24 protein-coding genes are annotated in these 23,328 nt (G+C 43.0%); 22 read left to right on the top strand and 2 right to left on the bottom strand.

From position 1 onward, the window contains the following. Window positions 1-19: 19 nt before the first annotated feature. From ENLAB_RS00600 to ENLAB_RS00630, 7 genes are all read left to right on the top strand, one after another. Window positions 20-796 carry a dihydroorotate dehydrogenase electron transfer subunit gene (locus ENLAB_RS00600; RefSeq protein WP_140965612.1) on the top strand — a complete coding sequence of 259 codons (777 nt, stop codon included), beginning with the start codon at window positions 20-22 and terminating at the stop codon, window positions 794-796. Continuing rightward, on the top strand, window positions 796-1,719 hold the full coding sequence (locus tag ENLAB_RS00605) for a dihydroorotate dehydrogenase (protein WP_077453389.1): 924 nt from the start codon (window positions 796-798) through the stop codon (window positions 1,717-1,719). The genes ENLAB_RS00600 and ENLAB_RS00605 overlap by 1 nt, the downstream gene beginning before the upstream one ends. Further along, on the top strand, window positions 1,719-2,438 hold the full coding sequence (gene pyrF / locus ENLAB_RS00610) for an orotidine-5'-phosphate decarboxylase (RefSeq protein WP_140965613.1): 720 nt from the start codon (window positions 1,719-1,721) through the stop codon (window positions 2,436-2,438). Before ENLAB_RS00605 ends, pyrF begins: the two co-directional genes overlap by 1 nt. Then, window positions 2,435-3,070 (top strand): orotate phosphoribosyltransferase, encoded by a 636-nt coding sequence (gene pyrE / locus ENLAB_RS00615; protein ID WP_086292399.1) that lies wholly within the window; start codon window positions 2,435-2,437, stop codon window positions 3,068-3,070. Before pyrF ends, pyrE begins: the two co-directional genes overlap by 4 nt. 156 nt (window positions 3,071-3,226) lie before the next feature. Next, window positions 3,227-3,904, top strand: a complete 678-nt coding sequence (locus tag ENLAB_RS00620; RefSeq protein WP_096742692.1) for a carbonic anhydrase family protein — start codon at window positions 3,227-3,229, stop codon at window positions 3,902-3,904. 311 nt (window positions 3,905-4,215) lie between these two features. After that, window positions 4,216-5,133: an AraC family transcriptional regulator gene (locus tag ENLAB_RS00625; protein ID WP_244352179.1), complete on the top strand. Its 918-nt coding sequence runs from the start codon at window positions 4,216-4,218 to the stop codon at window positions 5,131-5,133. Beyond that, entirely contained in the window at window positions 5,133-5,624 is a 492-nt protein-coding gene (locus ENLAB_RS00630; protein ID WP_081118664.1) for a pyridoxamine 5'-phosphate oxidase family protein, read from the top strand. The genes ENLAB_RS00625 and ENLAB_RS00630 overlap by 1 nt, the downstream gene beginning before the upstream one ends. 312 nt (window positions 5,625-5,936) lie before the next feature. Here the strand turns inward: ENLAB_RS00630 and efbA are convergent, their stop codons facing one another. Together efbA and ENLAB_RS00640 are read right to left on the bottom strand one after the other, a co-directional pair. After that, window positions 5,937-7,637: a fibronectin-binding protein EfbA gene (gene efbA / locus ENLAB_RS00635; protein ID WP_140965615.1), complete on the bottom strand. Its 1,701-nt coding sequence runs from the start codon at window positions 7,635-7,637 to the stop codon at window positions 5,937-5,939. A gap of 107 nt (window positions 7,638-7,744) precedes the next feature. After that, a complete protein-coding gene (locus ENLAB_RS00640; RefSeq protein WP_140965616.1) occupies window positions 7,745-8,143 on the bottom strand; it encodes a DUF1622 domain-containing protein in 399 nt (132 codons plus the stop codon). A 125-nt stretch (window positions 8,144-8,268) separates the two neighbouring features. Here ENLAB_RS00640 and ENLAB_RS00645 point away from each other — a divergent pair, with 125 nt between their 5' ends. The 15 genes from ENLAB_RS00645 to ENLAB_RS00715 all read left to right on the top strand — a co-directional run bounded on the left by ENLAB_RS00645 (window position 8,269) and on the right by ENLAB_RS00715 (window position 23,207). Then, entirely contained in the window at window positions 8,269-8,844 is a 576-nt protein-coding gene (locus ENLAB_RS00645) for a hypothetical protein (RefSeq protein ID WP_244352180.1), read from the top strand. A 377-nt stretch (window positions 8,845-9,221) separates the two neighbouring features. Further along, on the top strand, window positions 9,222-10,274 hold the full coding sequence (trpX, locus tag ENLAB_RS00650; RefSeq protein WP_096742696.1) for a tryptophan ABC transporter substrate-binding protein: 1,053 nt from the start codon (window positions 9,222-9,224) through the stop codon (window positions 10,272-10,274). A gap of 76 nt (window positions 10,275-10,350) precedes the next feature. Next, complete coding sequence (locus ENLAB_RS00655; protein WP_081118660.1) at window positions 10,351-11,235, top strand: ABC transporter permease; 885 nt, start codon at window positions 10,351-10,353, stop codon at window positions 11,233-11,235. Next, complete coding sequence (locus ENLAB_RS00660) at window positions 11,235-11,993, top strand: ABC transporter ATP-binding protein (protein ID WP_081118659.1); 759 nt, start codon at window positions 11,235-11,237, stop codon at window positions 11,991-11,993. The genes ENLAB_RS00655 and ENLAB_RS00660 overlap by 1 nt, the downstream gene beginning before the upstream one ends. A gap of 415 nt (window positions 11,994-12,408) precedes the next feature. After that, window positions 12,409-13,278 (top strand): shikimate dehydrogenase, encoded by an 870-nt coding sequence (locus ENLAB_RS00665; protein WP_244352181.1) that lies wholly within the window; start codon window positions 12,409-12,411, stop codon window positions 13,276-13,278. Between the two features lie 31 nt (window positions 13,279-13,309). Continuing rightward, window positions 13,310-14,335 carry a 3-deoxy-7-phosphoheptulonate synthase gene (gene aroF, locus ENLAB_RS00670; protein ID WP_077453378.1) on the top strand — a complete coding sequence of 342 codons (1,026 nt, stop codon included), beginning with the start codon at window positions 13,310-13,312 and terminating at the stop codon, window positions 14,333-14,335. Window positions 14,336-14,371: 36 nt separating this feature from the next. Beyond that, complete coding sequence (aroB, locus tag ENLAB_RS00675; protein WP_244352182.1) at window positions 14,372-15,427, top strand: 3-dehydroquinate synthase; 1,056 nt, start codon at window positions 14,372-14,374, stop codon at window positions 15,425-15,427. A 19-nt stretch (window positions 15,428-15,446) separates the two neighbouring features. Continuing rightward, the gene (gene aroC / locus ENLAB_RS00680) at window positions 15,447-16,613 is read left to right on the top strand and encodes a chorismate synthase (RefSeq protein ID WP_244352183.1); all 1,167 of its coding nucleotides are present in this window, start codon (window positions 15,447-15,449) and stop codon (window positions 16,611-16,613) included. A 44-nt stretch (window positions 16,614-16,657) separates the two neighbouring features. Continuing rightward, entirely contained in the window at window positions 16,658-17,743 is a 1,086-nt protein-coding gene (locus ENLAB_RS00685; protein ID WP_241508761.1) for a prephenate dehydrogenase, read from the top strand. A 9-nt stretch (window positions 17,744-17,752) separates the two neighbouring features. Further along, the gene (gene aroA, locus ENLAB_RS00690; protein WP_244352184.1) at window positions 17,753-19,042 is read left to right on the top strand and encodes a 3-phosphoshikimate 1-carboxyvinyltransferase; all 1,290 of its coding nucleotides are present in this window, start codon (window positions 17,753-17,755) and stop codon (window positions 19,040-19,042) included. After that, complete coding sequence (locus ENLAB_RS00695) at window positions 19,039-19,545, top strand: shikimate kinase (RefSeq protein ID WP_077453374.1); 507 nt, start codon at window positions 19,039-19,041, stop codon at window positions 19,543-19,545. Before aroA ends, ENLAB_RS00695 begins: the two co-directional genes overlap by 4 nt. Before the next feature lies 1 nt (window position 19,546). Then, on the top strand, window positions 19,547-20,428 hold the full coding sequence (gene pheA / locus ENLAB_RS00700; RefSeq protein WP_244352185.1) for a prephenate dehydratase: 882 nt from the start codon (window positions 19,547-19,549) through the stop codon (window positions 20,426-20,428). Continuing rightward, window positions 20,403-20,873, top strand: a complete 471-nt coding sequence (locus tag ENLAB_RS00705) for a GNAT family N-acetyltransferase (protein ID WP_244352186.1) — start codon at window positions 20,403-20,405, stop codon at window positions 20,871-20,873. Before pheA ends, ENLAB_RS00705 begins: the two co-directional genes overlap by 26 nt. A 117-nt stretch (window positions 20,874-20,990) precedes the next feature. Next, complete coding sequence (locus tag ENLAB_RS00710; protein ID WP_244352188.1) at window positions 20,991-22,265, top strand: LCP family protein; 1,275 nt, start codon at window positions 20,991-20,993, stop codon at window positions 22,263-22,265. A gap of 93 nt (window positions 22,266-22,358) precedes the next feature. After that, on the top strand, window positions 22,359-23,207 hold the full coding sequence (locus ENLAB_RS00715; protein WP_077453370.1) for a DegV family protein: 849 nt from the start codon (window positions 22,359-22,361) through the stop codon (window positions 23,205-23,207). Window positions 23,208-23,328 lie beyond the last annotated feature (121 nt).

Consider the following 23,328-nt stretch of genomic DNA (forward strand, 5'->3'; position numbering starts at 1 on the left):
CAGATAAAGGAGTTTTTTGATGAAGCAAGAAATCATGACCATCAGCAAACAGCGTCAACTGGCACCGCGGATTTTTGAAATGACATTGACGGGTGAGTTAGTCAATGAGATGAGGACCCCTGGGCAGTTTCTGCACCTACGGGTTCCTCAAAATGCCTTTCTTCTTCGCCGACCGATCAGTATCAATCATATCGATGCTGAGAAAAAAGAATGCCGTATCATTTATCGGGTCGAAGGAGAGGGGACACGAATTTTTTCAGAAATGACCATTGGTGATCCAATCGATGTGATGGGGCCGTTAGGAAATGGGTTTCGCTATCATCATTTAAATCAAGGGGACACTGCATTTATCGTAGGTGGCGGTATCGGTGTACCGCCGCTCTATGAATTATCGAAACGTCTGACCCAACAAGGCGTCCACGTCATTCACTTTTTGGGTTTTGCCAGCAAAGACGTCATGTACTATGAAGAGGAATTTCGCGCACTGGGAGACACGAGGATTGCTACCGATGATGGCAGCGCTGGTTTACAAGGTAATGTTGGCAACCTGTTATTAGCTGCAGAGCAAACACCTGCGGCGGTCTTTGCCTGCGGAAATAACGGTCTTTTAAAAACCACCGCCCAGCTTTTTGAAGACCTCCCAGATGTTCAATTATCCATGGAAGCACGAATGGCTTGTGGGATGGGTGCCTGTTATGCCTGTGTTTGCCATACGAAAGATGATGAACAAGGCACAAAAAGTGTCAAAGTTTGTGACGAAGGGCCTGTATTTCAGGCGAGAAAGGTGGTCATTTAATGTCGATCAACGTCGAACTACCCGGATTGAGTCTGAAAAATCCGATCATGCCTGCCAGCGGCTGTTTTGGGTTTGGTGCAGAATATGATAAATATTATGACATCAGTCAATTAGGTGCGGTGATGATCAAAGCGACCACACCTGAACCACGTTTCGGCAATCCAACCCCAAGGGTAGCAGAAACGCCTAGCGGTATGTTAAATGCCATCGGGTTACAAAATCCTGGGTTAGAAACGGTCATGAATCAAATATTGCCAGACTTAGCTCAAAAACACCCCGATTTGCCAATCATCGCGAATGTTGCCGGTTCGACTGTCGAAGATTATGTTCTTGTGTGTCAGGAAATCAGTCGAGCAGAAAATGTCAAAGCGATCGAACTGAATATTTCTTGCCCTAATGTCAAGCATGGCGGTATCACGTTCGGCACCGATCCTGCGGTTGCTGGTGCATTGACTGAAGCGGTCAAAAAAGTCTCGCAAGTGCCGATTTATGTCAAACTATCGCCGAATGTGACGGATATCGTCCCAATTGCGCAAGCGATCGAAGCAGGCGGCGCCGACGGGTTTACGATGATCAACACACTTTTAGGCATGCGGATCGATCTAAAAACACGGAAACCAATTTTAGCCAACCAAACCGGAGGCTTATCTGGACCAGCTATCAAACCGGTGGCGATCCGTCTAATCAAACAAGTGGCGCAAGTTTCTCAATTACCAATTATTGGCATGGGGGGCGTGATGTCAGTGGATGATGTACTTGAAATGTATCTGGCAGGTGCTAGTGCTGTTGCAGTCGGAACCGCAAACTTTACCGATCCTTACATTTGCCCGAAATTGATTGAAGAATTGCCTATCCGAATGGCAGAATTAGGGATCCCTTCTTTGGAACAGCTGATAAAAGAAGTGAGAGAGGAGCATATGTGATGAGTGAACGGCCAATTATTGCCCTAGATTTCCCCAACAAACAGGCTATTGAAACATTTTTAGCGCAATTTCCTGCGGAAGAAAAATTATTTGTAAAAGTGGGAATGGAGATTTTCTACCAAGAAGGGCCAGCAATCGTTACTTGGTTAAAAAACAGTGGCCATGATATCTTTTTAGATTTAAAACTACATGATATTCCCAATACAGTAGGACGAGCAATGGAGCGCTTAGCTTCTTTAGGTGTTGCTTTGACGAATGTTCATGCAGCCGGCGGGATCGAAATGATGACTGCTGCTAAAAACGGCCTACAAAAAGGAACCCCGACAGGACAAAAAGTCCCTAACTTGATTGCAGTCACTCAATTGACCTCCACTAGCGAGGCACAAATGCATCATGATCAGCAGATCATGACGTCACTGCAAGAAAGTGTCATCCATTACGCCACTTGTGCCCAAAAAGCTGGATTAGACGGTGTTGTTTGTTCCGCTCACGAGGCAAACCAGATCAAGCAAAGGACAACCGATGCCTTCATACGCTTGACGCCTGGTATCCGACCAGCTGGCAGTGAAGTTGGCGATCAAAAACGGATCATGACACCTGCACAAGCTCGTAAAGCAGGGGCTACCATGATCGTTGTAGGACGTCCGATCACCCAGTCTAAGACACCCTATGAAAGTTATTTGCAAATTAAACAAGAATGGAAGGAAGCTAGCCAATGAAGGAACAATCCAATCAAATCGCCAAAGATCTTTTAGACATCGAGGCGATTTTCTTACGACCCAATGAACCATTTACGTGGGCCAGCGGTATCAAAAGCCCTATTTATTGCGACAATCGAATCACCATGAGTTATCCAACTGTGCGACGTGCCATTGCGAAAGGCTTAGCTGCAGTCATCAAAACCACTTATCCAGAAGTAGAAGTGATTGCAGGGACCGCAACAGCTGGGATTCCCCATGCTGCATGGGTCGCTGAATTGTTAGATTTACCAATGGTTTATATTCGCAGCAAAGCAAAGGAACACGGCAAAGGCAATCAAATTGAAGGACGTATTCAGCCAAATCAAAAAATGGTCGTCATTGAAGATTTATTGTCAACAGGTGGCAGTGTCTTAGAAGCTTGTGAAGCTGCCAAAAGAGAAGGAGCCGACGTATTAGGCGTTGCTGCGATCTTTACTTACGAACTGCCACAAGTTCAAGAGAATTTTGAGCAAGCAGATCTACCATACGTGACTTTGACAAACTATACGGCTCTGATCGAGTCGGCTTTAGAAACGGGTGCTATTCAAGAGTCTGATGTTGCCCTGTTACAAGAGTGGCGAAAAGATCCTGCTGCTTGGTTGAGTGAATAAGGAATTGAAAAAGAAACGGATATGTGAGGGAATGACCAAGCATATTCGTTTTATTTTTACCTATTTTCTGATAGCATTGGGAGAAAGTTTTTTGATAGGAAGGGCTGTTCCTTGCTGTCAACTTGAATTAGGAGGCTGTTTTTTTTGAAAAGAAATATGGACGTTCCCTGGAGTTATTCCGGAGACAATGGACCTGAACATTGGCACACTTTGTGCGACTGGTATGCACAAGGTGCCGAATTTCCGTACCAATCCCCAATCGCTTTAGTCCACGATGAGACCGAAGAACCCATCGATCAGGACTTGGCTTTTCACTATAAACGAGAGCGGTTTACGGAAAAAGAATTCAAAAATACGATTCACTTCGTTCCTTATAATAAAGAAAGCTATGTCACGTTTAAAGGGATCAACTACTATTTGACGGATATTCATTTTCACATGCCGTCTGAACACATTATCGATGACGAGCAGCAAGAATTAGAGTTTCATCTCGTTCATATGAATGATGACGGAGAAAACTTGGTCGTGGGTGTCTTATTCAAATTGACGGATAAACTCAACTGGATCTGCAATCAGCAAGACGACAGCATCTGGGACTTTGAGAACCATACCCAATGGTTTGATCCGAGCATGTTCTTGCCAGAGCGCACTCATCATTTTCATTATGTGGGTTCCTTGACGACCCCGCCAACGAAAGGTCCAATCAACTGGTTTGTCTTTGACTGGATTGGTGAGATGAGTCGTCGCTTTATTTTAGAATTCCGCGAAGAAGTATTAGAAAATAATAATCGTCCATTACAAGACCGCAAAGATCGGCCTATTTATTTCTATTGATTTATAAAAATAGTTCCTTTTACGTAGTTTTTCTTGGAATTCTCTAATGATTATCCTATAAAACACGACGTAATGAGAACTTTCAAGGAATACAATAGTTTAAAAATGAACTGACAAAAAAAAGACGAAAACGCTCGTCTTTTTTTATTTTTATATCCATCGAGTTCAAAGACTATGCTAAACTAATCAATAAGCAGTTTCTAAGCATAAGTTCTATTGTGAAATAAAATACAATTAAATCAATTGAAAAAGAGCAGACACGGTAAAGCTTTTTTGGCTGAATATTTTATAGTGAAAGAAAGGAAATCCATATGCATGCATGGGAAGCAATCCAAAAATCAATCGATTATATTGAAGACAATCTTGCCGAGCCATTAGAGATCGAAACGTTAGCACAAGTCGCATCCCTTTCTGTATTTTATTATCAACGCTTATTCACCCGTTTAGTTAAAATTTCTGTTAGGGAATATATAAAACTGCGTCGTCTGGCCAGAGCCGCTCATTTATTAAAAGACAGAAAAATTCGAGTAATTGAAGTCGCTTTTGAGGTTGGTTTTAGCAGCCATGCAGTATTTTCAAGAACCTTTAAAACCGTTTATGGACTTTCGCCTTCTCTTTACCAAAAAGCGCCGATCGGCTTACAAAATTTTGATAAGCCGGATCTATCTTTAGGGTATATTGTCACAGAAGAAGGTCACCCATTGATCAGTGAAGGGGTCGTTTTGGAGATTCAGAAAAAAAGAAACAAGCAACCAATGGTTTTTTATGGCGTTATTGGTTATTATCCATTTAAATATGGAAAAATGCTGGGTCAACGAACAGGAATCGACCCTATTGATGAAATTTGGCATGATTTTTATCAAAAGATTGCAAATCAGCCTCGCACTGATCATTGCCTGATTGGTGTTTCATTTCCGGGAGATGCGCCAGAAGGCTACTCAAGTTACTTTGTTGGCCAATTAAGTGACGGTACGCAATTATCGACCCTCATTGAATGGACGCTACCAGCTCGTGATTACATTGTTTGCAGCTTTGATACGATCTCAGAGCAACTGATCATCAATATGGGAAAGGCGATGCGTTATACCCGTTTTTGGCTCAAGAAAAATGGTTGGATTGCTGAGGATTTTTTTCCAGAGCTATATCGAAAAGGAAACAATCGGGTTACACATGTCGAATTATGGATTCCTTTTAAAAAAAGAAGAGAGATGCAAGGAGGAACAGAATAATGACCCACCAGTATGAAGAAGGAATAAAGCTGCTTGAAGAAAAATTTGGGCATTTCAAAGACAATGTGATTGCCCTTGCGACGACAGCTTGTGACAAAACTGCAGAGGGACACATACAACCAGTCGTTCGAGAAGTTGATGCTTTTTATGAAGAGGGCATTTTTTACGTGTCGACGCACGAACAATCCAATAAAATCAAGCAAATCAAAAAGAACCCAGCAGTTTCTATTGCTGTCAGTGGTGAATGGTTTACCGCGATCGGTCAAGGGGAGAATTTAGGTTGGGTGCTAGACCCTAAAAATGCAGAATTAAGAAGCAAAATTCGCAAAGCCTTTGTTTGGTACGACGAAGTCAACAACGAGAATGATAAGGGCTGTTGCTTTCTGGCGATCCGTTTGACTAAAGGAACCTTGAATATCAATCACTGGGAAAAGCTGTATCATTTTGATTTCGAGAAGAAAGTCACTATGGAGGATGGCGGTATTTATTAGCTAGCAGAAGCTATTTTCTGACGGTGATTTTCAATTGCCTTTCTAGCGAATCTTGAAGAGGAAGCAATGGTTAAGTTCTGTGAAGGTTTGCCTTTGGTGTTTCAAGCTGAGTAAAATTACTGCTAAAAGAGTAGTAGATAGAATAAGAACATAAAAACCGACCACAAGCGCGTGTATCTTAGTGAAGCACCCCCAAAAAGTTAGACCAAAAAACTAACTTTTGGGGGCAATACACTTCTTAGCTGCACTTTTGTGGTCGGTTCTTGTATTGCTTACTCTAAGATTTTTTGATTCGAATAGACTTAGGAATAGCTAGGACTGCTTTAATCGCAAAATATCTTCGTCCGGTGTCACATATAAGGTTTTTTGATTCTCATAAATGACGAATCCAGGTTTAGCACCATTCGGTTTCCGAATATGTTTGACTTGCACATAGTCCACCGGTACTTGGGCAGATTGACGATATTTTGAGAAATATGCGGCAAGCTCTGCAGCTTCCATTAAGGTTGTCTCGCTAGGATCGTCCGAACGAATGATGACATGCGAACCAGGAATGTTTTTAGTGTGCAGCCAAATATCACTCTTACGAGCTGTTTTTAAGGTCAGTTGGTCATTTTGTAAATTGTTTTTTCCGACGAGAATTTCTGTTCCGTCTGAAGAAACAAATCGTTCCGGTTGCGAAGGGGCGACTTTTTTACGCTGCTTCGTCCGATTTTTGACATAGCCTTGTGCGATCAGTTCTTCCCGAATAACCGCTAGATCCATTGGAGAGGCAATTTCTAATTGGGCTAACACGGATTCGAGATACGCGATCTCTTCTTTCGTTTCGGCAATCTGCTGATGGATCAATTTAACTGCGTTTTTCAATTTCTGGTATCGCTGAAAATACTTCTGAGCATTTTGATTAGGAGAAAGAGCGGGATCTAATTTGATCGTCAAAAGCCGATTCTCCTCATAATAATTTTCCAAATCAACAGATGTAGCACCACGAGGCACTTGGCTCATAAAGGTCGTCAAGAGTTCACCCTTTTGGCGAAACTCCTCGGCGTTTTCTGAATCCCTCAAGGTTTGCTGACGTTTCTTTAACTTCAGCTGGTTACGCTTCAGTTCATTTTCAACCTTTTTCAGTAGTTCGCCACCTTGTTGTTTGACCCGATCTCTTTCCGCCTTATCATGGTAAAACGCATCTAAAAGCTCGCTCAGAGTCTGATAATGGGTGACAGTGGTGGTCGCATCAATCAATGATGTATAGGGAATCGGTGTAAAATATTCCTTTTTCTCTGACTGGAGATAACTTGGCGCTAGCTCCTGGGTAAGCTCTGTAAAGAAGGTTTCCCACTGACGCAGTTTTTCATTAGGATTGGCACTGATTCGGGCAATCAATTCTTCTGCGGTATCACGGCCTAAGCCTTGGAATCGTTGTTGCAGTTCTTTTGCCGTCAAGGGATCGAGAGTAGATAATTCTTCAAAAATCTTGGTGCGAGAGGCTGTGAAAGGATTAAGCGTCGATTGCTTTGGTGGTGCAACATAGACAGCACCTGGCAATAAGGTACGATACGTATTTTGTGAATGACCAATGTGTTTAATTGTATCGACAATTTTTCCGCTTGTCTTATTCATTAATAAAATCGTACTGTGACGGCCCATTAATTCGACGATCAAGACGAGGGCTTGCAAATCACCTAATTCATCTCGTCGGGTAAAATGAAAATGGATCACACGGTCATTGTCGATTTGTTCGATTGATTCTAGGATCGCCCCTTCTAAATATTTCCGCAGCATCATCAAGAAATTCGGTGGGGTCTCTGGGTTGCTATAGGCGATCGTTGTGCATTGCACACGGGCATAGGTGGGGTGAGCGGATAGCAAAAGTTTGTGATTTTTCCCTTGGGCACGGATCACAAATACGACCTCGTTTTCATAAGGTTGATGAATTTTGTTCACGCGTCCACTAGTTAATTGACTCTGTAATTCTTTGACCATTAAATGGGTAAAAACACCATCAAAAGACATATTGTTCCCTCTTTTCTTTTAAGGATAGTTTGACTGAGGGATTGATCCTTCTAATGTCAAATATTCCTATCTATTATACCGAAGAATCCGTAGAAAAGCCATGACAGCTAGTTTTCCTTTTTCTTGGCAGGCTGATGATCGGTGGTTTGCAAAGCCCGTTCGATCTCTTTGTTCAAGAAATAAGAGATGACTGTTCGAATAATAACGACTGCAGCTAGACGTACGATGTCTTCGAAGGTGGGGTGGATGATTGTCTCAATTATATCTGCGGCAATCAAAATCTCCAGACCTAACAAGACGTAACTTCCTAAATAATTGCGAATAAAATTGTTTTCTCTAGCTGCTACCAAACGATCCTTTTCTGTTAATTCGTAACGCACAAAATCAATGCCTGCAATCAATACACCCCAAACGATGACGAAAATGGAGAGAAAGTTCAAACAGACAACGATGAAATCGAAGATTGGATTGGCTCCAGTCATCAATGAATCAGCTAAATTATGCATAATGACTCCTTTACCGTTTTCTTTTATCTTACCGAATTATCGAGGAAATGTGAAGTTTCTTGACGTTCTAGAAGGGAATTGATAGTATGAAATAATAGTAGTATTTTTAAAAAGGTGGGCAAATTATGGAGCAAGTGAAAAGCTTTGTTCATTACACGAAAGAAAAAGCAGTAGAAAGCTGGCAAGCTTTTTTAGATGATCTCTACCGAGATCAGAAAAAAACGATTTTCACGCTGATCGGGGGGATTCTTTTCGCGTTGATTTTCGCCGGTTTGATCCTCTTTTCTCAAAATCGTATTAACGCTTCTCTAGTGGATCGGATCGCTTTTGATAAGCTACCTTCAGAAAAAGTACAACCATTGCCTTATCTGACAGCTGACAAGACGATTCGCGAAACAAGAGCGATTTCTGTGATGTATAGTAAACCGAGTGGTGCTCAGTTGGATCAAGTGTTTGATCTAATCCAAGCACAAGAAGATGAAATGAATCGGACATTTTTTTATTATCCAATCGTCTATGATGCGGCTTTTTTCTCCAATGAATATGATATTGATCCTGATAAAGTAACCTTTGTCTTTTATGAAGAAGGAGTCGAAAAAAATCGCTTTACCTTTGATTCATTTGACCAGCCAACGACGGAATTTATCCCAGAATTGAATCGTTTACCGATGTGGACGATTCGTACTTCTGCCAATGATTGATAAAAAAATCTGACAATTTGACAGAAAATTGTTGACGTTTTTTTATCAATAGGCTAAACTGAATTCAATCAAGAAAGAAAACAAGTTGAGAAGGAGGAACAATCATGAAACTATTTATTCCATTGCAAGTGAAATCATGGCAAAACTGGCGTAGATAGTTGTATTGATGGAACCTCATTCCATAGATACAACTTTTTAGAGAACCTTCTAAAGTGCTGTATCTATGCTGGTAGTTGAATTTATCGCCGCATAGGACAAGCTTCTATGCGGCTTTTGCTTACTTGCAATTGCCGTCACATAGGCAGTTGCTTTTTTTGTTCTCAAAAACCATAAAAAGAAAAACTCGAAAAATGTAAGCAAAAAAAGGAGAATAAAAAATGAAAAACAAGGGATTAATTGCATCAGTTGCCGTTATTTTATTATTTTTAGGAGCGACCTTCGTCTATCAGTTAGGAATGAGAAGTGGGACCAATCAAGCCAGTGAGGCTTCAGAACCAGTAGAGAAAGCTGAAAAAACAGTTGGGATCCTACAATTTGTCAGCCATGAAGCATTGGATGCGATCACCGAGGGGATCAAAGAAGGCCTTAAAGAATCAGGCTATACCGAAGGGGACAACTTGACAATCGAATTCCAAAACGGCCAAGCGGATCAAAGCAAATTGGCAACGATGAGCCAGCAGCTGCTAAATAAAGATGCCGACGTTTTGGTTGGGGTTGCAACACCCGCAGCACAAGCATTGGCGAATGTCACTCAGGATGTACCAATCGTTTTAGGGGCGGTCACTGATCCAGTTGGGGCCAATCTGGTGGCAGATATGGACCAACCCGGCGGCAATATCACTGGCGTTTCAGATAAAGCACCAGTAGCTGCGCAAATCAAACTAGCAAAAGATTTGTTGCCAGAGGCAAAAACAGTCGGTATTTTGTATTCTTCGACCGAAGACAATTCGAAATACCAAGTGGCAGAAGCAGAAGCTGCTGCTGAAGAGAATGGCTTGACCAGTAAATCCTATGCCGTTCCTTCGAGTAACGAAATTGCGCAAATGGTGCAAGTGATGGCACGAGAAGTCGACTTTATCTATATTCCTTTAGACAATACGATCGCAAATGCTATGCAGACGGTAGTCCAAGAAGCCAATAAATCAAAAACGCCAATCATCACATCTGTTGATACGATGGTGGAACAAGGCGGCTTAGCAACGGTCGGGCAAGATCAATTTACGATTGGGGTCGAAACTGGGAAGATGGTGGCAGCAATTCTTGATGGGACAGCAGAACCTGCGACAACGCCGATCTATACATTCAGCGATGGCGAAACGATCATTAATGAAACACAAGCGCAGTTATTGGGCATCACTATCCCAGAAAATCTCAAAGACGAGGCAAAATTGATTACAACGACACCAGAAACCGAAGCAAGTGATGAGTGATCAAGAATCTTAAGACCATCTAGGATCACGACGAGGGTTTGAAAGAGAAAACATGTAAGAAAATGGAGGAAGAATGATGATTGTTTCAGCAATAGGGCAAGGACTACTTTGGGGAATCCTGGGATTAGGGATTTTTATGACCTATCGAATTTTAAATTTCCCGGATATGACGACGGAAGGGTCCTTTCCATTAGGCGGTGCTGTCTGTGTGACAGCAATCACCCATGGGGTTTCCCCCGTCTTAGCGACTTGTTTAGGAGTATTGGCTGGGATGTGTGCCGGATGTGTGACCGGACTTCTTTATACAAAAGGCAAAATTCCCGTGATTTTGGCTGGTATCCTGGTGATGTCTTCATTGAACTCGGTGATGCTGTTTGTCATGCGGTCTCCTAATCTGTCGCTGTTAAACCAGCCCAAGATCCAGGATTTCTTTACTAAAATGAACTTACCGAATTATTATGATACCGTCATTATCGGGCTGATCATGGTCTTATTGATCGGTGGCGTACTGGTTTACTTTTTTCATACCAACTTGGGTCAAGCTTATATTGCTACAGGGGATAATGAACATATGGCGAAGTCGATGGGGATTAATACGGATCGAATGAAAATCATCGGTCTGATCGTCTCTAATGGCGTGATCGCACTTTCAGGCGCATTGATCGCTCAAAACGACGGCTATGCCGATATCAGTAAGGGAATCGGTGTGATCGTGATTGGATTGGCATCCATCATCATTGGAGAAGTGTTATATGGCGAATTGACCTTGCTAGAACGTTTGATCGCTATCGTGATCGGCAGCATCATCTATCAATTATTGATCCTATTTGTGATCAAAGCTGGTTTTGATACGACTTACTTGAAAATCTTCTCGGCCATCGTCTTGACGATCTGCTTGTTGATCCCTCAATTTAAACAAGCCCTGCATCTACGCACTGGTTTTGAAACGGAGGATGAATAATGTTAGCCTTAAAAAAAGCCTTTAAAGTTGTCGGCAACGGACCGAATGAGAAAAAAGTACTCTTGAACAAAATCGATCTTTCTTTAAAACCCGGTGAATTCGTTACGGTTGTGGGAGGAAATGGGGCCGGCAAAAGCACGTTATTCAACTGCATCTCTGGTACCATGCCTTTAACGAGTGGCCAAGTGACCATCGATGATCAAAATGTGACCACGCTTTCGGAAGAAAAACGCGCCCGCTTTTTGGCACGGGTCTTCCAAGATCCGAAAATGGGGACAGCTCCCCGTATGACAGTGGCAGAAAATCTGTTGTTAGCACAAAAAAGAGGGCAAAAACGGTCACTAGGTCTTCGTCAACTGCAAGGACAAAGAGAATCGTTCTATGCCCTTTGTAAAGAAATCGGCAATGGGTTGGAAAATCATTTGGATACGCCAACGGGTAGTTTATCCGGTGGTCAGCGACAAGCACTAAGTTTATTGATGGCAACGATCCAAACCCCTAAACTATTGTTGTTGGATGAACATACGGCTGCCTTAGACCCGAAAACTTCCAAGCAGCTGATGCAGATCACTGCAAAAAGGGTAGAAGAACAAAATCTAACTTGTCTCATGATCACCCATCGGATGGAAGATGCATTAAAATACGGAGATCGCCTGATCCTTCTTAGAAAAGGGGAAATCGTCAAGGATCTTTCAGCAGATGAAAAAGCACGCTTAAGTTTACCAGAACTATTACTGTTCTTTGAAGACGACTTATAAAACCCTTGATAGAACGGTGTTTTCAAAAAAATTAATCAAATAAATGAAAAAAATAAGAAAAAATCATTGACATCTTTCAAAGTTAAACCTATACTTAGGTCAATCTTACATCAGTTTGGAGCGAAGGACTATGCAAAAATTATTGCTAACGAACCCCACACAACTGAATAAATATTACTTTAGCTATTTTAGATAGGTTTGTATTCATGAAAGCATGGGTACAAACGCTAAGTTTGTATCTATGATGGCTAGAGCATTTCGTAATGAATTCGCAGCCACGTAGATCGTAAAATCTATAGTGGCTATTTTTTATATTCACATATCTGGCTTTGCCGATATGTAATGTTTGAAGGTGTTCACTGTAGATTCTTAAATTTACGGTGGACATCTTTTTTTGTTGAAAGGAATGAACCAGATGAAACAAATGATAACCGGTCACACACGGTTGGCGGCACTGTTTGCCAAACCAGCCAAACACAGCATCTCTCCAGCAATGCACAATCTTTCTTTTGAAGAACAAGGGATCGATGCCGTGTATCTGGCCTTTGATGTTGAGCCGGATGATTTGGCAGCCAGTATTCAAAGCATCCGTCAGCTGGATCTCTTAGGTGTCAATCTATCAATGCCCCATAAAATGGCGGCAGTACCGTTGATGGATGAATGCTCACCCGCAGCAGAGCTGATCGGCGCAATCAATACAATCGTCAATCAAGAGGGACGATTGATTGGGCACAATACAGATGGCATCGGCTTTATGCGCGCACTTGAAGACATTCAAGTGTCGATCATTGGCGACACCATGACTGTGATCGGTGCGGGTGGTGCAGCGACAGCGATCATTAGTCAAGCCGCACTAGACGGTGTCAAAACGATCCATGTCTTCAACCGCAAGGATGAGTTTTATCCAATCATCCAGGATAAATTGACACAGATCGCAGAAAAGACCGCCTGTGAAATCACATTAGCGGATTTAGAAGATCAGACGGCTTTAAAATCAGCCATCGATCAAAGCAGCCTTTTAGTTAATGCTACTGGCGTGGGGATGAAGCCGAATGATACGGTGAGTCCTCTGAAAAACAAAACCCTCTTGCGGGAATCATTATCTGTCTATGATGTCATCTATAATCCAAGAGAAACGCAGCTTTTGAAAGATGCGAAAGCAGTCGGGGCCAAAACTGCAAACGGCTTAAGTATGTTGCTGTATCAAGGTGCAGCTGCATTTAAACTTTGGACCGGCCAAGAGATGCCCGTTGAAAAAGTAAAAGCACTCATTGAATCCATGTAAAAAAATAAAAAGACGAAAGTAGGAAGAAAAAATGATCGTAATTATGAAACCAGGTGCTACCCCAGAACAAGTTGAAGTCGTAGTAAAAAGAATCAAAAAAGAAGGGTTGGATGTTCAAGTCAACCAAGGAAAAGAACAGGTTGTTATCGGCTTAAAAGGAGATACACGCCGCATCCAAGATGTCGCTTTTCGCAGCTACGAAGGTGTCGAAGATGCCATTCGGATCTCAAATACCTACAAGTTGACCTCTCGTGAATTCCATCCACAAGATACGGTTGTTGATGTAGATGGCGTAAAAATCGGTGATGGCAACTTTGTCACAATGGCTGGTCCGTGTTCGATTGAAGGCTTAGACCAAATTCGTGAATGTGCCCGAATCGCCAAAGCTGGTGGTGCACAAATCTTACGTGGGGGTGCTTTCAAACCACGGACTTCACCATACGCCTTCCAAGGGCTTGAAGAAGAAGGGTTAAAATACATTCGTCAAGCAGCCGATGAAACAGGTATGAAAGTCATCACAGAAGTCATGGACGAAGGACATATCGATATGGTTGCGGAATACAGTGATATTTTGCAGATTGGTGCTCGGAACATGCAAAACTTCAAATTGCTAGCTGCAGTTGGAAAAACTGGTAAACCAATTGGCCTTAAACGAGGCATCTCTGGGACGATCGACGAATGGTTGAATGCAGCGGAATACATCGCCGTCCAAGATAAAAGTGAAGTGATTTTCATTGAGCGTGGAATCAGAACTTACGAAACAGCGACCCGTAATACTTTTGATCTAAGTGCGGTACCAATCATCAAAAAACTGAGCCACTTCCCGATCATCGTTGACCCTAGTCATGGAACAGGCATTTGGGATCTCGTACCACCAATGGCAAGAGCAGGCGTTGCTGCCGGCGCCGATGGCATGATCGTTGAGATCCACCCAGATCCAGCCAATGCATGGTCTGATGGTCCGCAATCGTTAAACGAAAAAACATACATGAATATGATGAAAGAAGTCCATATCATGGAAAAAGCGATGAAAGAAATCAAAGCGTTGCAAGACTAAGCGCTAAGACAACCAATAAAAGAGGTGCAAAAATCAATGCTACACATCCATTTAGAAGAACATTCCTATGACATCCTCATCAAACGTGGGGCGTTTCAAGAAGTCGGAACCTGGGTCCAGCAATTATGGAACAAACAGCGCATTGCCGTCATTACTGACAGCAATGTCGCCCCCCTGTATGGCGAACACATCATCGAAGCATTATCTGCCGCAGGCTTTGAAGCAACACTGTTAGCCGTGCCGGCTGGCGAAAACAGTAAATCCCTTGAACAAGCTGCTTTTTTATATGACCGTCTTGCTCAATCAGGGATGACTAGAAGCGATGGAATCATCGCTCTTGGTGGCGGTGTAATTGGAGATCTTGCAGGCTTTGTTGCTTCTACGTATATGCGAGGCATTGATTTCTTGCAGATTCCGACGACGTTATTGGCACAGGTCGATTCAAGTATCGGCGGAAAAACAGCTGTAAATACTAGCAGTGCCAAGAATCTCGTTGGCACATTCGCCCAACCAGTCGGTGTGATGATCGATCCGGATTTGCTTAAAAGTTTATCCCTTAAACGTGTGCAAGAAGGCATCGCTGAAATCATTAAGTCAGCCGCTATCGCGGACCCTGAACTTTGGCAAACGTTAGCAGGTTTGAAAGATGAAGTCGATCTTTTGGCCCATGCTGAAAAAGTGATCACAGCTTCTTTAAAAGTAAAGCAAAAAGTAGTGGAAGAAGATCCTTTTGATCATGGCAGTCGTCTGACACTGAACTTCGGTCATACGATCGGGCATGGCTTAGAAAGAACAGCTGCGTTTGACACCAGTCATGGCGAAGGGGTTGCAATGGGGATGATTATGATCACCCGTCATGCTGAAGCCATTGGACTAACACCAAAAGGGACCACCGCGCAGTTAACGAAAATGATTGAGAAATTTCATTTGCCGACCAAACCAAGAGAAATTGAGAAAGAGCAATTATACCAAGCAATCACTCATGATAAAAAAGCCCGTGGACAACAATTAAAGATTATTCTTTTAGAAGGGATCGGTCAGGCAAAAATCGTGACGATTCCCACGGAAGAAATCAAAGACTACCTATTATAAGAAAGGAAGGTAACGGATCATGCGTTATATTACAGCAGGCGAATCACATGGACCAGAGTTGACCGCCATTATCGAAGGGTTACCGGCAGGATTGCCATTAACGGCAGAAGACATTAATTTTGAATTAGCGAGACGACAAACCGGCTATGGCCGTGGGGGACGGATGCTGATTGAAAAAGACCAAGTCCGTATCACTTCCGGTATCCGTCATGGAAAAACATTAGGCTCTCCTGTGACTTTAGTGGTCGAGAACAAAGATTGGAAAAATTGGACTAAGGTCATGGCGATTGAAGAAGTACCAGAAAAAGACCGCAAGTTACGACGATTGGCACGACCAAGACCTGGTCATGCTGACTTAGTCGGCGGGATGAAATACCATCATCAAGATTTACGAAACGTCTTGGAACGTTCATCTGCCCGGGAAACGACCATGCGGGTAGCCATCGGCGCAATCGCGAAGAAAATTTTGAAGGAACTCGGCATCGATGTGGCAGGTCATGTAACGATGTTAGGCGGCATCAAAGCAGAAATTCCTGAAGGGTTGACCGTCAAAGAAATCGCACAACGCTCAGAAGCTTCGGAAGTAAGGGTCTTAGATCCATCTGTCGAGGAAGAAATCAAACAGTTGATCGATCAAACAAAGAAAAATGGTGATACGATCGGCGGCGTAGTGGAAGTGCTTGTTGGCGGGGTTCCTGCTGGTCTTGGTAGTTACGTGCAGTGGGACAAAAAACTTGATGCGAAGATCGCCCAAGCCGTGGTCAGTATCAATGCCTTTAAAGGGGCTGAGTTCGGTGTTGGTTTTGAGGCCGGTGTTTTACCAGGTTCAAAAGTCATGGATGAGATTTTATGGGACGAACAACGGGGCTACACCCGTCGCAGCAACAACCTAGGTGGGTTTGAAGGTGGCATGACGAACGGGGAACCAATTGTGGTTCGCGGGGTTATGAAGCCGATCCCGACCTTGTACAAGCCGTTGCAAAGTGTGGATATCGACAGCAAAGAACCGTATAAAGCTAGTGTGGAACGCTCGGATAGCACTGCCGTTCCGGCAGCCAGTGTTGTTTGTGAGAGTGTGGTGGCAACAGTGGTGGCCAATGAACTATTAGAAAAGTTTCCAAGTGATTCTTTCGAAGAATTGACTGCATCTGTTCAGGCGTATCGGGAATACTTGTTAACCTACTGATTAAAGAAACAGCAAAAATTCCAGTAGAAATGAGGATTCTTTTCATGAACCAAAATATCTTCGTCGCCGGTTTAGGATTGATCGGCGCTTCCTTAGCAAAATGTATTAAAAAGTCACATCCCCAAACCCATCTAATGGGGTGGGATCACTGTCGTAAAACCAATGAGATCGCATTAGCAACAAGTTTAGTAGACGAAGTACCTCCTTCATTTTCTGAGGGTGCTGTTCGTGCCGACGTGATCTTGTTGGCATTGCCGGTAGAGATCACCAAAACGTATCTTGCTCAACTTGGGACCCTTTCACTAAAGCCTTCAGTCCTGGTGACAGATACAGGCAGTACCAAAGCAGAAATTACGCAATTTGCCGAGTCCTTTTCCTTTGATTTTATTGGGGGCCATCCGATGGCTGGTTCTCATAAATCCGGGATCACAGCAGCCGATGAGAACCTCTTTGAGAATGCTTACTATATCTTTACGCCGACGAAAAGTCAGCGGGTGGAAGAATTACAGGTGCTTTTTCGAGGGACGAGGGCCAAGTATGTGGCACTTGCTCCGCAAGAACATGATCAAATCACGGGGATGTTGAGCCATTTGCCCCATATTATTGCTTCGGGATTAGTCAATCAGGCAGATGCCTTCAACCATGAACACCCTAGAGCACAGCAACTCGCAGCAGGCGGTTTTCGCGATATCACTCGCATTGCTTCTTCAGACCCTCGTATGTGGACCGATATCTTATTGAGTAATCGACAGGAACTGCTGCAGCTGATCGATGAGTGGCAAAAACAAATGATGACCATGGCTCACTGGTTGCAGGAAAAAGACGAAACGGCGATCTTTCGGTTCTTTGAATCCGCGAAGGAAACACGGGACCAATTGCCGGTTCATCAAAACGGAGCGATCCCGGCATTCTACGATCTATTCATCGATGTACCGGATCATCCCGGTGTTGTCGCTGAAGTGACGGGGCTATTGAGCGATCATCAGCTCTCTTTGATCAACTTAAAAATTCTTGAAACTCGAGAAGATATCATTGGTGTTTTACAGATTTCATTCAAAACGCAAAATGATTTGCTGCAAGCAGAGCAGCTGATTCAAAAAAAGACGACCTATTCATGTCGAAAAAAATAGGAGGCCGCGATGAAACTAAAAAAAGCAACACATTTAAGAGGGACGATAGCTGTTCCCGCCGATAAATCGATCTCACATCGCAGTATCATGTTCGGGGCATTAGCTGAAGGAACAACGACTGTCCGTAATTTCTTGCGGGGAGAAGACTGCTATAGCACTCTTCATGCATTTCAATCATTAGGAGTTCCAATCCATGATGACGGTCAGACGATCACGATTGAAGGACAGGGCTTTAATGGCCTTAAGCCTGCCCAAGACCCAATTGATATCGGCAATTCTGGTACAACAATTCGCTTAATGATGGGAATTTTGGCTGGGCAGCCGTTCACAACCACCTTATTCGGCGATAACTCTTTGAATAAACGTCCGATGAATCGCGTGATGCTGCCATTAAGAGAAATGGGGGCAAATGTTACAGGGCATGAACAGACGGAATTCCCACCGATCACCGTTAATGGTACTGCTTCTTTACAGCCCATCAATTATCAGATGCCCGTTGCAAGTGCCCAAGTAAAATCGGCGCTGATTTTTGCGGCATTGCAAGCACAAGGTACCTCGACGATCATTGAAAAAGAGGCGAGCCGTAACCATACTGAAGAAATGATCCGTCAATTCGGTGGTGTGATCACCACCCAAGGCAAAACGATTACCGTAACCGGCCCACAAACACTGCACGGCCAAGAAGTAGTCGTTCCGGGAGATATTTCTTCCGCTGCCTTCTTCCTAACCGCAGGTACGGTTATGCCCGATAGTGAGATCATTTTAGAAAATGTCGGAATCAACCCGACACGTACAGGGATCCTTGATGTGTTAGAAGAAATGGGGGCATCGATTGCTTTTTCTAATCAAGATGATCAAAATCAATCGGCTGACCTCACTGTTCAAAGTTCTACCTTGCAGGCAGTAACCATCGCCGGCGACATTATTCCGCGTCTGATTGATGAATTACCGATCATTGCCTTATTGGCTACACAAGCTCATGGTAAAACGGTCATCAAAGATGCAGAGGAGTTAAAAGTAAAAGAAACCAATAGAATTGATGCAACTGCCGAAGAGCTGAGAAAATTAGGGGCGGATATCACTCCTACCGAGGACGGCTTGATCATCAACGGACCTACTCCTTTGCATGGCGGAAAGGTCTCAAGTCGGGGAGATCATCGTATCGGTATGATGTTGCAGATTGCCGCCTTATTGACAGATGAAGAGGTAAAATTAGAAAAAGCCGAAGCCGTAGCAGTTTCTTATCCTGATTTTTTTGAGGATGTCGCGCGTTTGGCCAAAGGAGGAGACAGCGAGTGAAAAAAGTGATATTAATTGGCTTTATGGGTGCCGGAAAAACCACGATTGGTCGTCTTTTGGCTGAAGAAACGAAACAGTCCCATGTGGATTTTGATGACTTGATCGTTGCTGAGATCGGCATGACCATTCAAGAATTTTTTGACCAACACGGTGAGGAAGCCTTTCGCAAAATCGAAACGGATATTTTAGCTAAAACTTTGGCAAAGGAACAAATTATTTCCACAGGTGGGGGCATTGTATTAAAAGAAGAAAATCGTCAACTTTTAAAAGAGATGCCCTTAGTCGTGTATTTAAAAACAGATCCCGAGGAACTGATCCACCGTTTAAAGGCGGATACTGGTAGTATTCGTCCCTTGGTTGTCTCGAAAACACCCGAAGAAATATTGGCTGTTTACCGACCTCGGATCCCTCTTTATGAAGAAACTGCTTCATTGATCGTTGAAACGACAAACAAAGCACCACAAGAAATCGTTCAGGAAATTTTAACTAAAGCGGGTGCCTAAAATGAAGATTGGTTATTTAGGACCTGAAAGCTCTTTTACGTATTTAGCTGCGCAAGAAGCGTATCCAGAAAATACATTTATGCCCTATGGATCGATTCCACTTTGTATTCAAGCACTAGCTAACGGCGTAATCGATCGAGCGGTCGTTCCCAATGAGAATGCATTAGAAGGGTCTGTTCATGCCACGATTGATACGCTATTTCGTCAAAATCAATTGAGCATTGAACAGGAAATTATTTTACCGATCAATCATCAATTGTTAGTTTCTCAGCAAACAGCAAAAGACAACCGTCCCATCACTAAGATAATTTCTCATCCGCAAGCATTGGCGCAATGTGCCGACTTTATCGAAGCCCGATTTGCTGGAGCTACTGTTGAGGCGGTTGCTTCCACAACGACTGCAGCAGCCTACGTAGCAAAACATCCAGAAGAAGCAGTTGCGGCGATTGCTTCCAAAGAAGCAGCTTTCGCTTATCAAGTAACGATCAAAGAAACCAATATCCAAGATGTTGCCTTTAATCAAACCCGCTTTTGGGTTTTGACAAAGAAAACAGCCAACACCGAAGTACCAGAACAAACAGCCGAAAAAGCAACCATTTTTGTGACATTGCCAGCAAATCGTCCGGGGATCTTGCACAAAATCTTAGCAACTTTTGGCTGGCGGGAAATTGATTTAAGCAAAATTGAATCGCGTCCGTCGAAAACTACCTTAGGTGAATACTTTTTTGTCATTGATCTGGTGATGGACAAACCGTGGCAACTGATAGCTAACGCCTTTGAAGAAATTCAGTTGTTGGGTGGACACGTCCATCTTCTCGGCGTGTATGCGGTAAATGTTGTTGAGGAAGTGACAAAAAATGACTCAAGTCAAAATAAAAATTAGCCAAGATGAAAAGCTTTTAGCAACGTTTCATAAAGAAATCCAAGCACAGCACCATCAATGGTACCCAACGCTTTTTAAGTCCTTTGATCAGTCAAGATTTGAACAAGCAATCACACAACAGCTACAAGAGCCAAGCCACCACTTTTTTATCGCTTGGTTAGCGGAACAGCCTTGTGGCTTTGTGCATCTTCAAGAGGTCTGTTTGCCCCAAAATGCGATAATGCATGAACGAAAGTGGCTGGAAATTGCGGCGATTGCCGTTGACACTCGGTACCAAGGGATGCATATTGGAAAACAATTATTGGCATTTGCTGAAAACGTTGCGTTGGAAAAAGGCTTCGATGATCTTTCACTAAATTTTTGGTCGGCAAATCCAGTGAAATCATTTTATGAGCAAGCAGGATTTGTGAGCACACGACAAGGTGCATCAAAGCATCTAAGGTAAAAAAATGAAGAAATTTCCTAGAAAAAGGTTAAAATTTCAGAAAATAGCTTTCTTTCTATAAGGTCTAGGGTATCCTTATAGACAGAGAGCTATTTTTTAGTTGGAGGATCAGAAGCAATGAGCAGGATGGAAAAAAATAAAAAACTGCATGAGCGGCTAGAAAAGGAATCCAGTCAGGCAGCCAAAGAAAGTATCTTTGCCCGCAGAGAAGCCAAAAGAAGAAACCAGCGCGTCAGACCGAGCGATTCTACTCCGTCTGCTGATGAGGAAGTAGGAGATATTTCTTATCAAAACACCCAGCAGTCTAGGGCAAGCGACCCTCGTGTGGCCCAAAGTTTCCGAGAACAGACACAAGTAGGATCAAAAAAAACTGAGGGACGAAAAGGCGCAATTCCCCCGCTATCTGCTCAGGGGCCTGCGATACATCAAAGTCAGGAACAAAGCAAACAAAAAGCGCAAAAGCTTAAGAAGAGCAAGCCACCCAAACAAAAGAAAAAGCGGAAGCACCCAGTTCTGCGTATTGTGATCCGGGTACTATTGGTGCTTTTTGCCTATTCATTGATTGCATTTCTTGTCGGCCAGCAAGTCGCAAGAAGTGACGCTGCTTTTGCTACAACTGATGAGGAGACTTTTAATGGTACGGCCGCTGCAAATGGTGCTCGTAATATTTTGCTCATTGGTAGTGATAGTCGTGAAGGAGAAGCTGGACGAGCAGACACCATTATGGTTTTGCAATTAGATGGACCTAGCAAAAAACCGAAGCTCATTTCCTTTATGCGTGATACCTTGGTGACCATCCCTGGTTATGGCGAAAACAAGATCAATGCGGCGTACGCCTTTGGTGGTGCTGATTTAGTCAGAGAAACGTTAGCAGAGAACTTCGGTCTAGAAACCAATTATTATGCAAAAGTTGACTTTCGTTCCTTTGAAAAAGTGATCGACACACTGTTTCCCTCAGGCGTTGCTATCAACGCGGAAAAAGATATGAGTAAAAATCTTGAAGTTGCCATCAAACAAGGGCAACAACAAATGAATGGGCTTGAGCTGTTGCAATACGCACGTTTTCGGATGGACGAAGAAGGTGACTTTGGTCGCGTAAGACGACAGCAGCAAGTAATGGATGCGATCTTTAGCGAAATGAAAAATCCTTTAGCTATTTTAAAATTGCCTTATGCAGCAGGAAAAGTCTTAGGCTATGCTTCCACCAACCTGCCAATGTCTTTCCTATTAAAAAATACCTTATCGATTGCTCGTGGGGCAGGGGGGATCGACAGCTTGACGGTCCCAGTCGCTGACTCTTGGCAATACGGTTCAAGTGCGAGTGCCGGAAGTGTGTTAGTCGTTAACCTTGAAACCAATCAACAAGCAATCAGGAATTTTCTTAATGAGTAAGCAGAATGAAAAGTTCTGAAAACCATTTGAAAGTAAGTAAATTTATGCTATATTATTAATGACGTTTGAAATTTGTTGAAACGAGGAAAAAGAATGAAATTAGCCGTTGTTACTGACAGTACAGCTTATCTGCCGGAACGGATCAAAAACCATGAAGATTTGTTTATCATACCGATCCCTGTTATTTTAGATGGAAAAGTCTATAATGAGGGCATCGACATTGAAGCTGATGAGTATTACGCTTTGCTGAAAAACAGCAAAGAATTCCCAACCACTTCTCAACCGGTACTAGGTGAAGTGTTAGCCTTATATGAGTCATTGAAAGATCGCGGTTACGACACGATCATTAGTATCCACTTATCAAGCGGTATTTCTGGATTTATCGGAACGCTTTATGGAATCACCGATGAAATCGAAGGCGTTCAAATCATTCCTTACGATTCGAAAATCACAAGTATGCCGATGGGCCACATGGTAGAAACCGCTCTTGATCTGTCAAGTCAAGGCAAAACCGTAGAAGAGATCATTTCCCATCTGGACACTATCAGAGATAATACCTATGCCTATCTGATCGTGGACGACTTGAATAACTTGGTTCGTGGCGGTCGCTTAACCAATGGAGCAGCCTTAATTGGCGGATTATTAAAAATCAAACCGATTTTGACTTTTGATCAAGGAAAAATTGTGCTTTACGAGCGCATTCGTTCCAGTAAAAAAGCATTCAATCGCGCGGAAGATATCATTGGTCAACGGGAGCAAGAAATCGCATTGCCTGTTAAATTTTATGTAATCCATGCCAATAATTTAGAAGTAGCCAAAGAAGAAAAAGCAAAACTACAAGCGAAATACCCAAATGCAGAAATTGAGATTGGCCACTTCGGACCAGTTATCGGCTCGCATTTAGGAGAAAAAGCCATCGGGATCGCCATATCAGCGCAATAATTTTTATTTATCTGTGTTTACAAAAGCAATTATCTTTATGGAGACAGTAAAGGAAAGAACCAGTTAGACGTTTGTCTAGCTGGTTTTTTTCAACAATCTTTTTTTGAGTTTTGCTTGTAAA

It is taken from the genome of Enterococcus innesii, from assembly GCF_022846515.1.
GTDB lineage: Bacteria > Bacillota > Bacilli > Lactobacillales > Enterococcaceae > Enterococcus_D > Enterococcus_D innesii.

Coding starts and splice junctions, on each gene's coding strand:
- ENLAB_RS00600 (WP_140965612.1), top strand. CDS start 20: ATGAAGCAAGAAATCATGACCATCAGCAAACAGCGTCAACTGGCACCG.
- ENLAB_RS00605 (WP_077453389.1), top strand. CDS start 796: ATGTCGATCAACGTCGAACTACCCGGATTGAGTCTGAAAAATCCGATC.
- pyrF (WP_140965613.1), top strand. CDS start 1,719: ATGAGTGAACGGCCAATTATTGCCCTAGATTTCCCCAACAAACAGGCT.
- pyrE (WP_086292399.1), top strand. CDS start 2,435: ATGAAGGAACAATCCAATCAAATCGCCAAAGATCTTTTAGACATCGAG.
- ENLAB_RS00620 (WP_096742692.1), top strand. CDS start 3,227: ATGGACGTTCCCTGGAGTTATTCCGGAGACAATGGACCTGAACATTGG.
- ENLAB_RS00625 (WP_244352179.1), top strand. CDS start 4,216: ATGCATGCATGGGAAGCAATCCAAAAATCAATCGATTATATTGAAGAC.
- ENLAB_RS00630 (WP_081118664.1), top strand. CDS start 5,133: ATGACCCACCAGTATGAAGAAGGAATAAAGCTGCTTGAAGAAAAATTT.
- efbA (WP_140965615.1), bottom strand. CDS start 7,637: ATGTCTTTTGATGGTGTTTTTACCCATTTAATGGTCAAAGAATTACAG.
- ENLAB_RS00640 (WP_140965616.1), bottom strand. CDS start 8,143: ATGCATAATTTAGCTGATTCATTGATGACTGGAGCCAATCCAATCTTC.
- ENLAB_RS00645 (WP_244352180.1), top strand. CDS start 8,269: ATGGAGCAAGTGAAAAGCTTTGTTCATTACACGAAAGAAAAAGCAGTA.
- trpX (WP_096742696.1), top strand. CDS start 9,222: ATGAAAAACAAGGGATTAATTGCATCAGTTGCCGTTATTTTATTATTT.
- ENLAB_RS00655 (WP_081118660.1), top strand. CDS start 10,351: ATGATTGTTTCAGCAATAGGGCAAGGACTACTTTGGGGAATCCTGGGA.
- ENLAB_RS00660 (WP_081118659.1), top strand. CDS start 11,235: ATGTTAGCCTTAAAAAAAGCCTTTAAAGTTGTCGGCAACGGACCGAAT.
- ENLAB_RS00665 (WP_244352181.1), top strand. CDS start 12,409: ATGAAACAAATGATAACCGGTCACACACGGTTGGCGGCACTGTTTGCC.
- aroF (WP_077453378.1), top strand. CDS start 13,310: ATGATCGTAATTATGAAACCAGGTGCTACCCCAGAACAAGTTGAAGTC.
- aroB (WP_244352182.1), top strand. CDS start 14,372: ATGCTACACATCCATTTAGAAGAACATTCCTATGACATCCTCATCAAA.
- aroC (WP_244352183.1), top strand. CDS start 15,447: ATGCGTTATATTACAGCAGGCGAATCACATGGACCAGAGTTGACCGCC.
- ENLAB_RS00685 (WP_241508761.1), top strand. CDS start 16,658: ATGAACCAAAATATCTTCGTCGCCGGTTTAGGATTGATCGGCGCTTCC.
- aroA (WP_244352184.1), top strand. CDS start 17,753: ATGAAACTAAAAAAAGCAACACATTTAAGAGGGACGATAGCTGTTCCC.
- pheA (WP_244352185.1), top strand. CDS start 19,547: ATGAAGATTGGTTATTTAGGACCTGAAAGCTCTTTTACGTATTTAGCT.
- ENLAB_RS00705 (WP_244352186.1), top strand. CDS start 20,403: ATGACTCAAGTCAAAATAAAAATTAGCCAAGATGAAAAGCTTTTAGCA.
- ENLAB_RS00710 (WP_244352188.1), top strand. CDS start 20,991: ATGAGCAGGATGGAAAAAAATAAAAAACTGCATGAGCGGCTAGAAAAG.
- ENLAB_RS00715 (WP_077453370.1), top strand. CDS start 22,359: ATGAAATTAGCCGTTGTTACTGACAGTACAGCTTATCTGCCGGAACGG.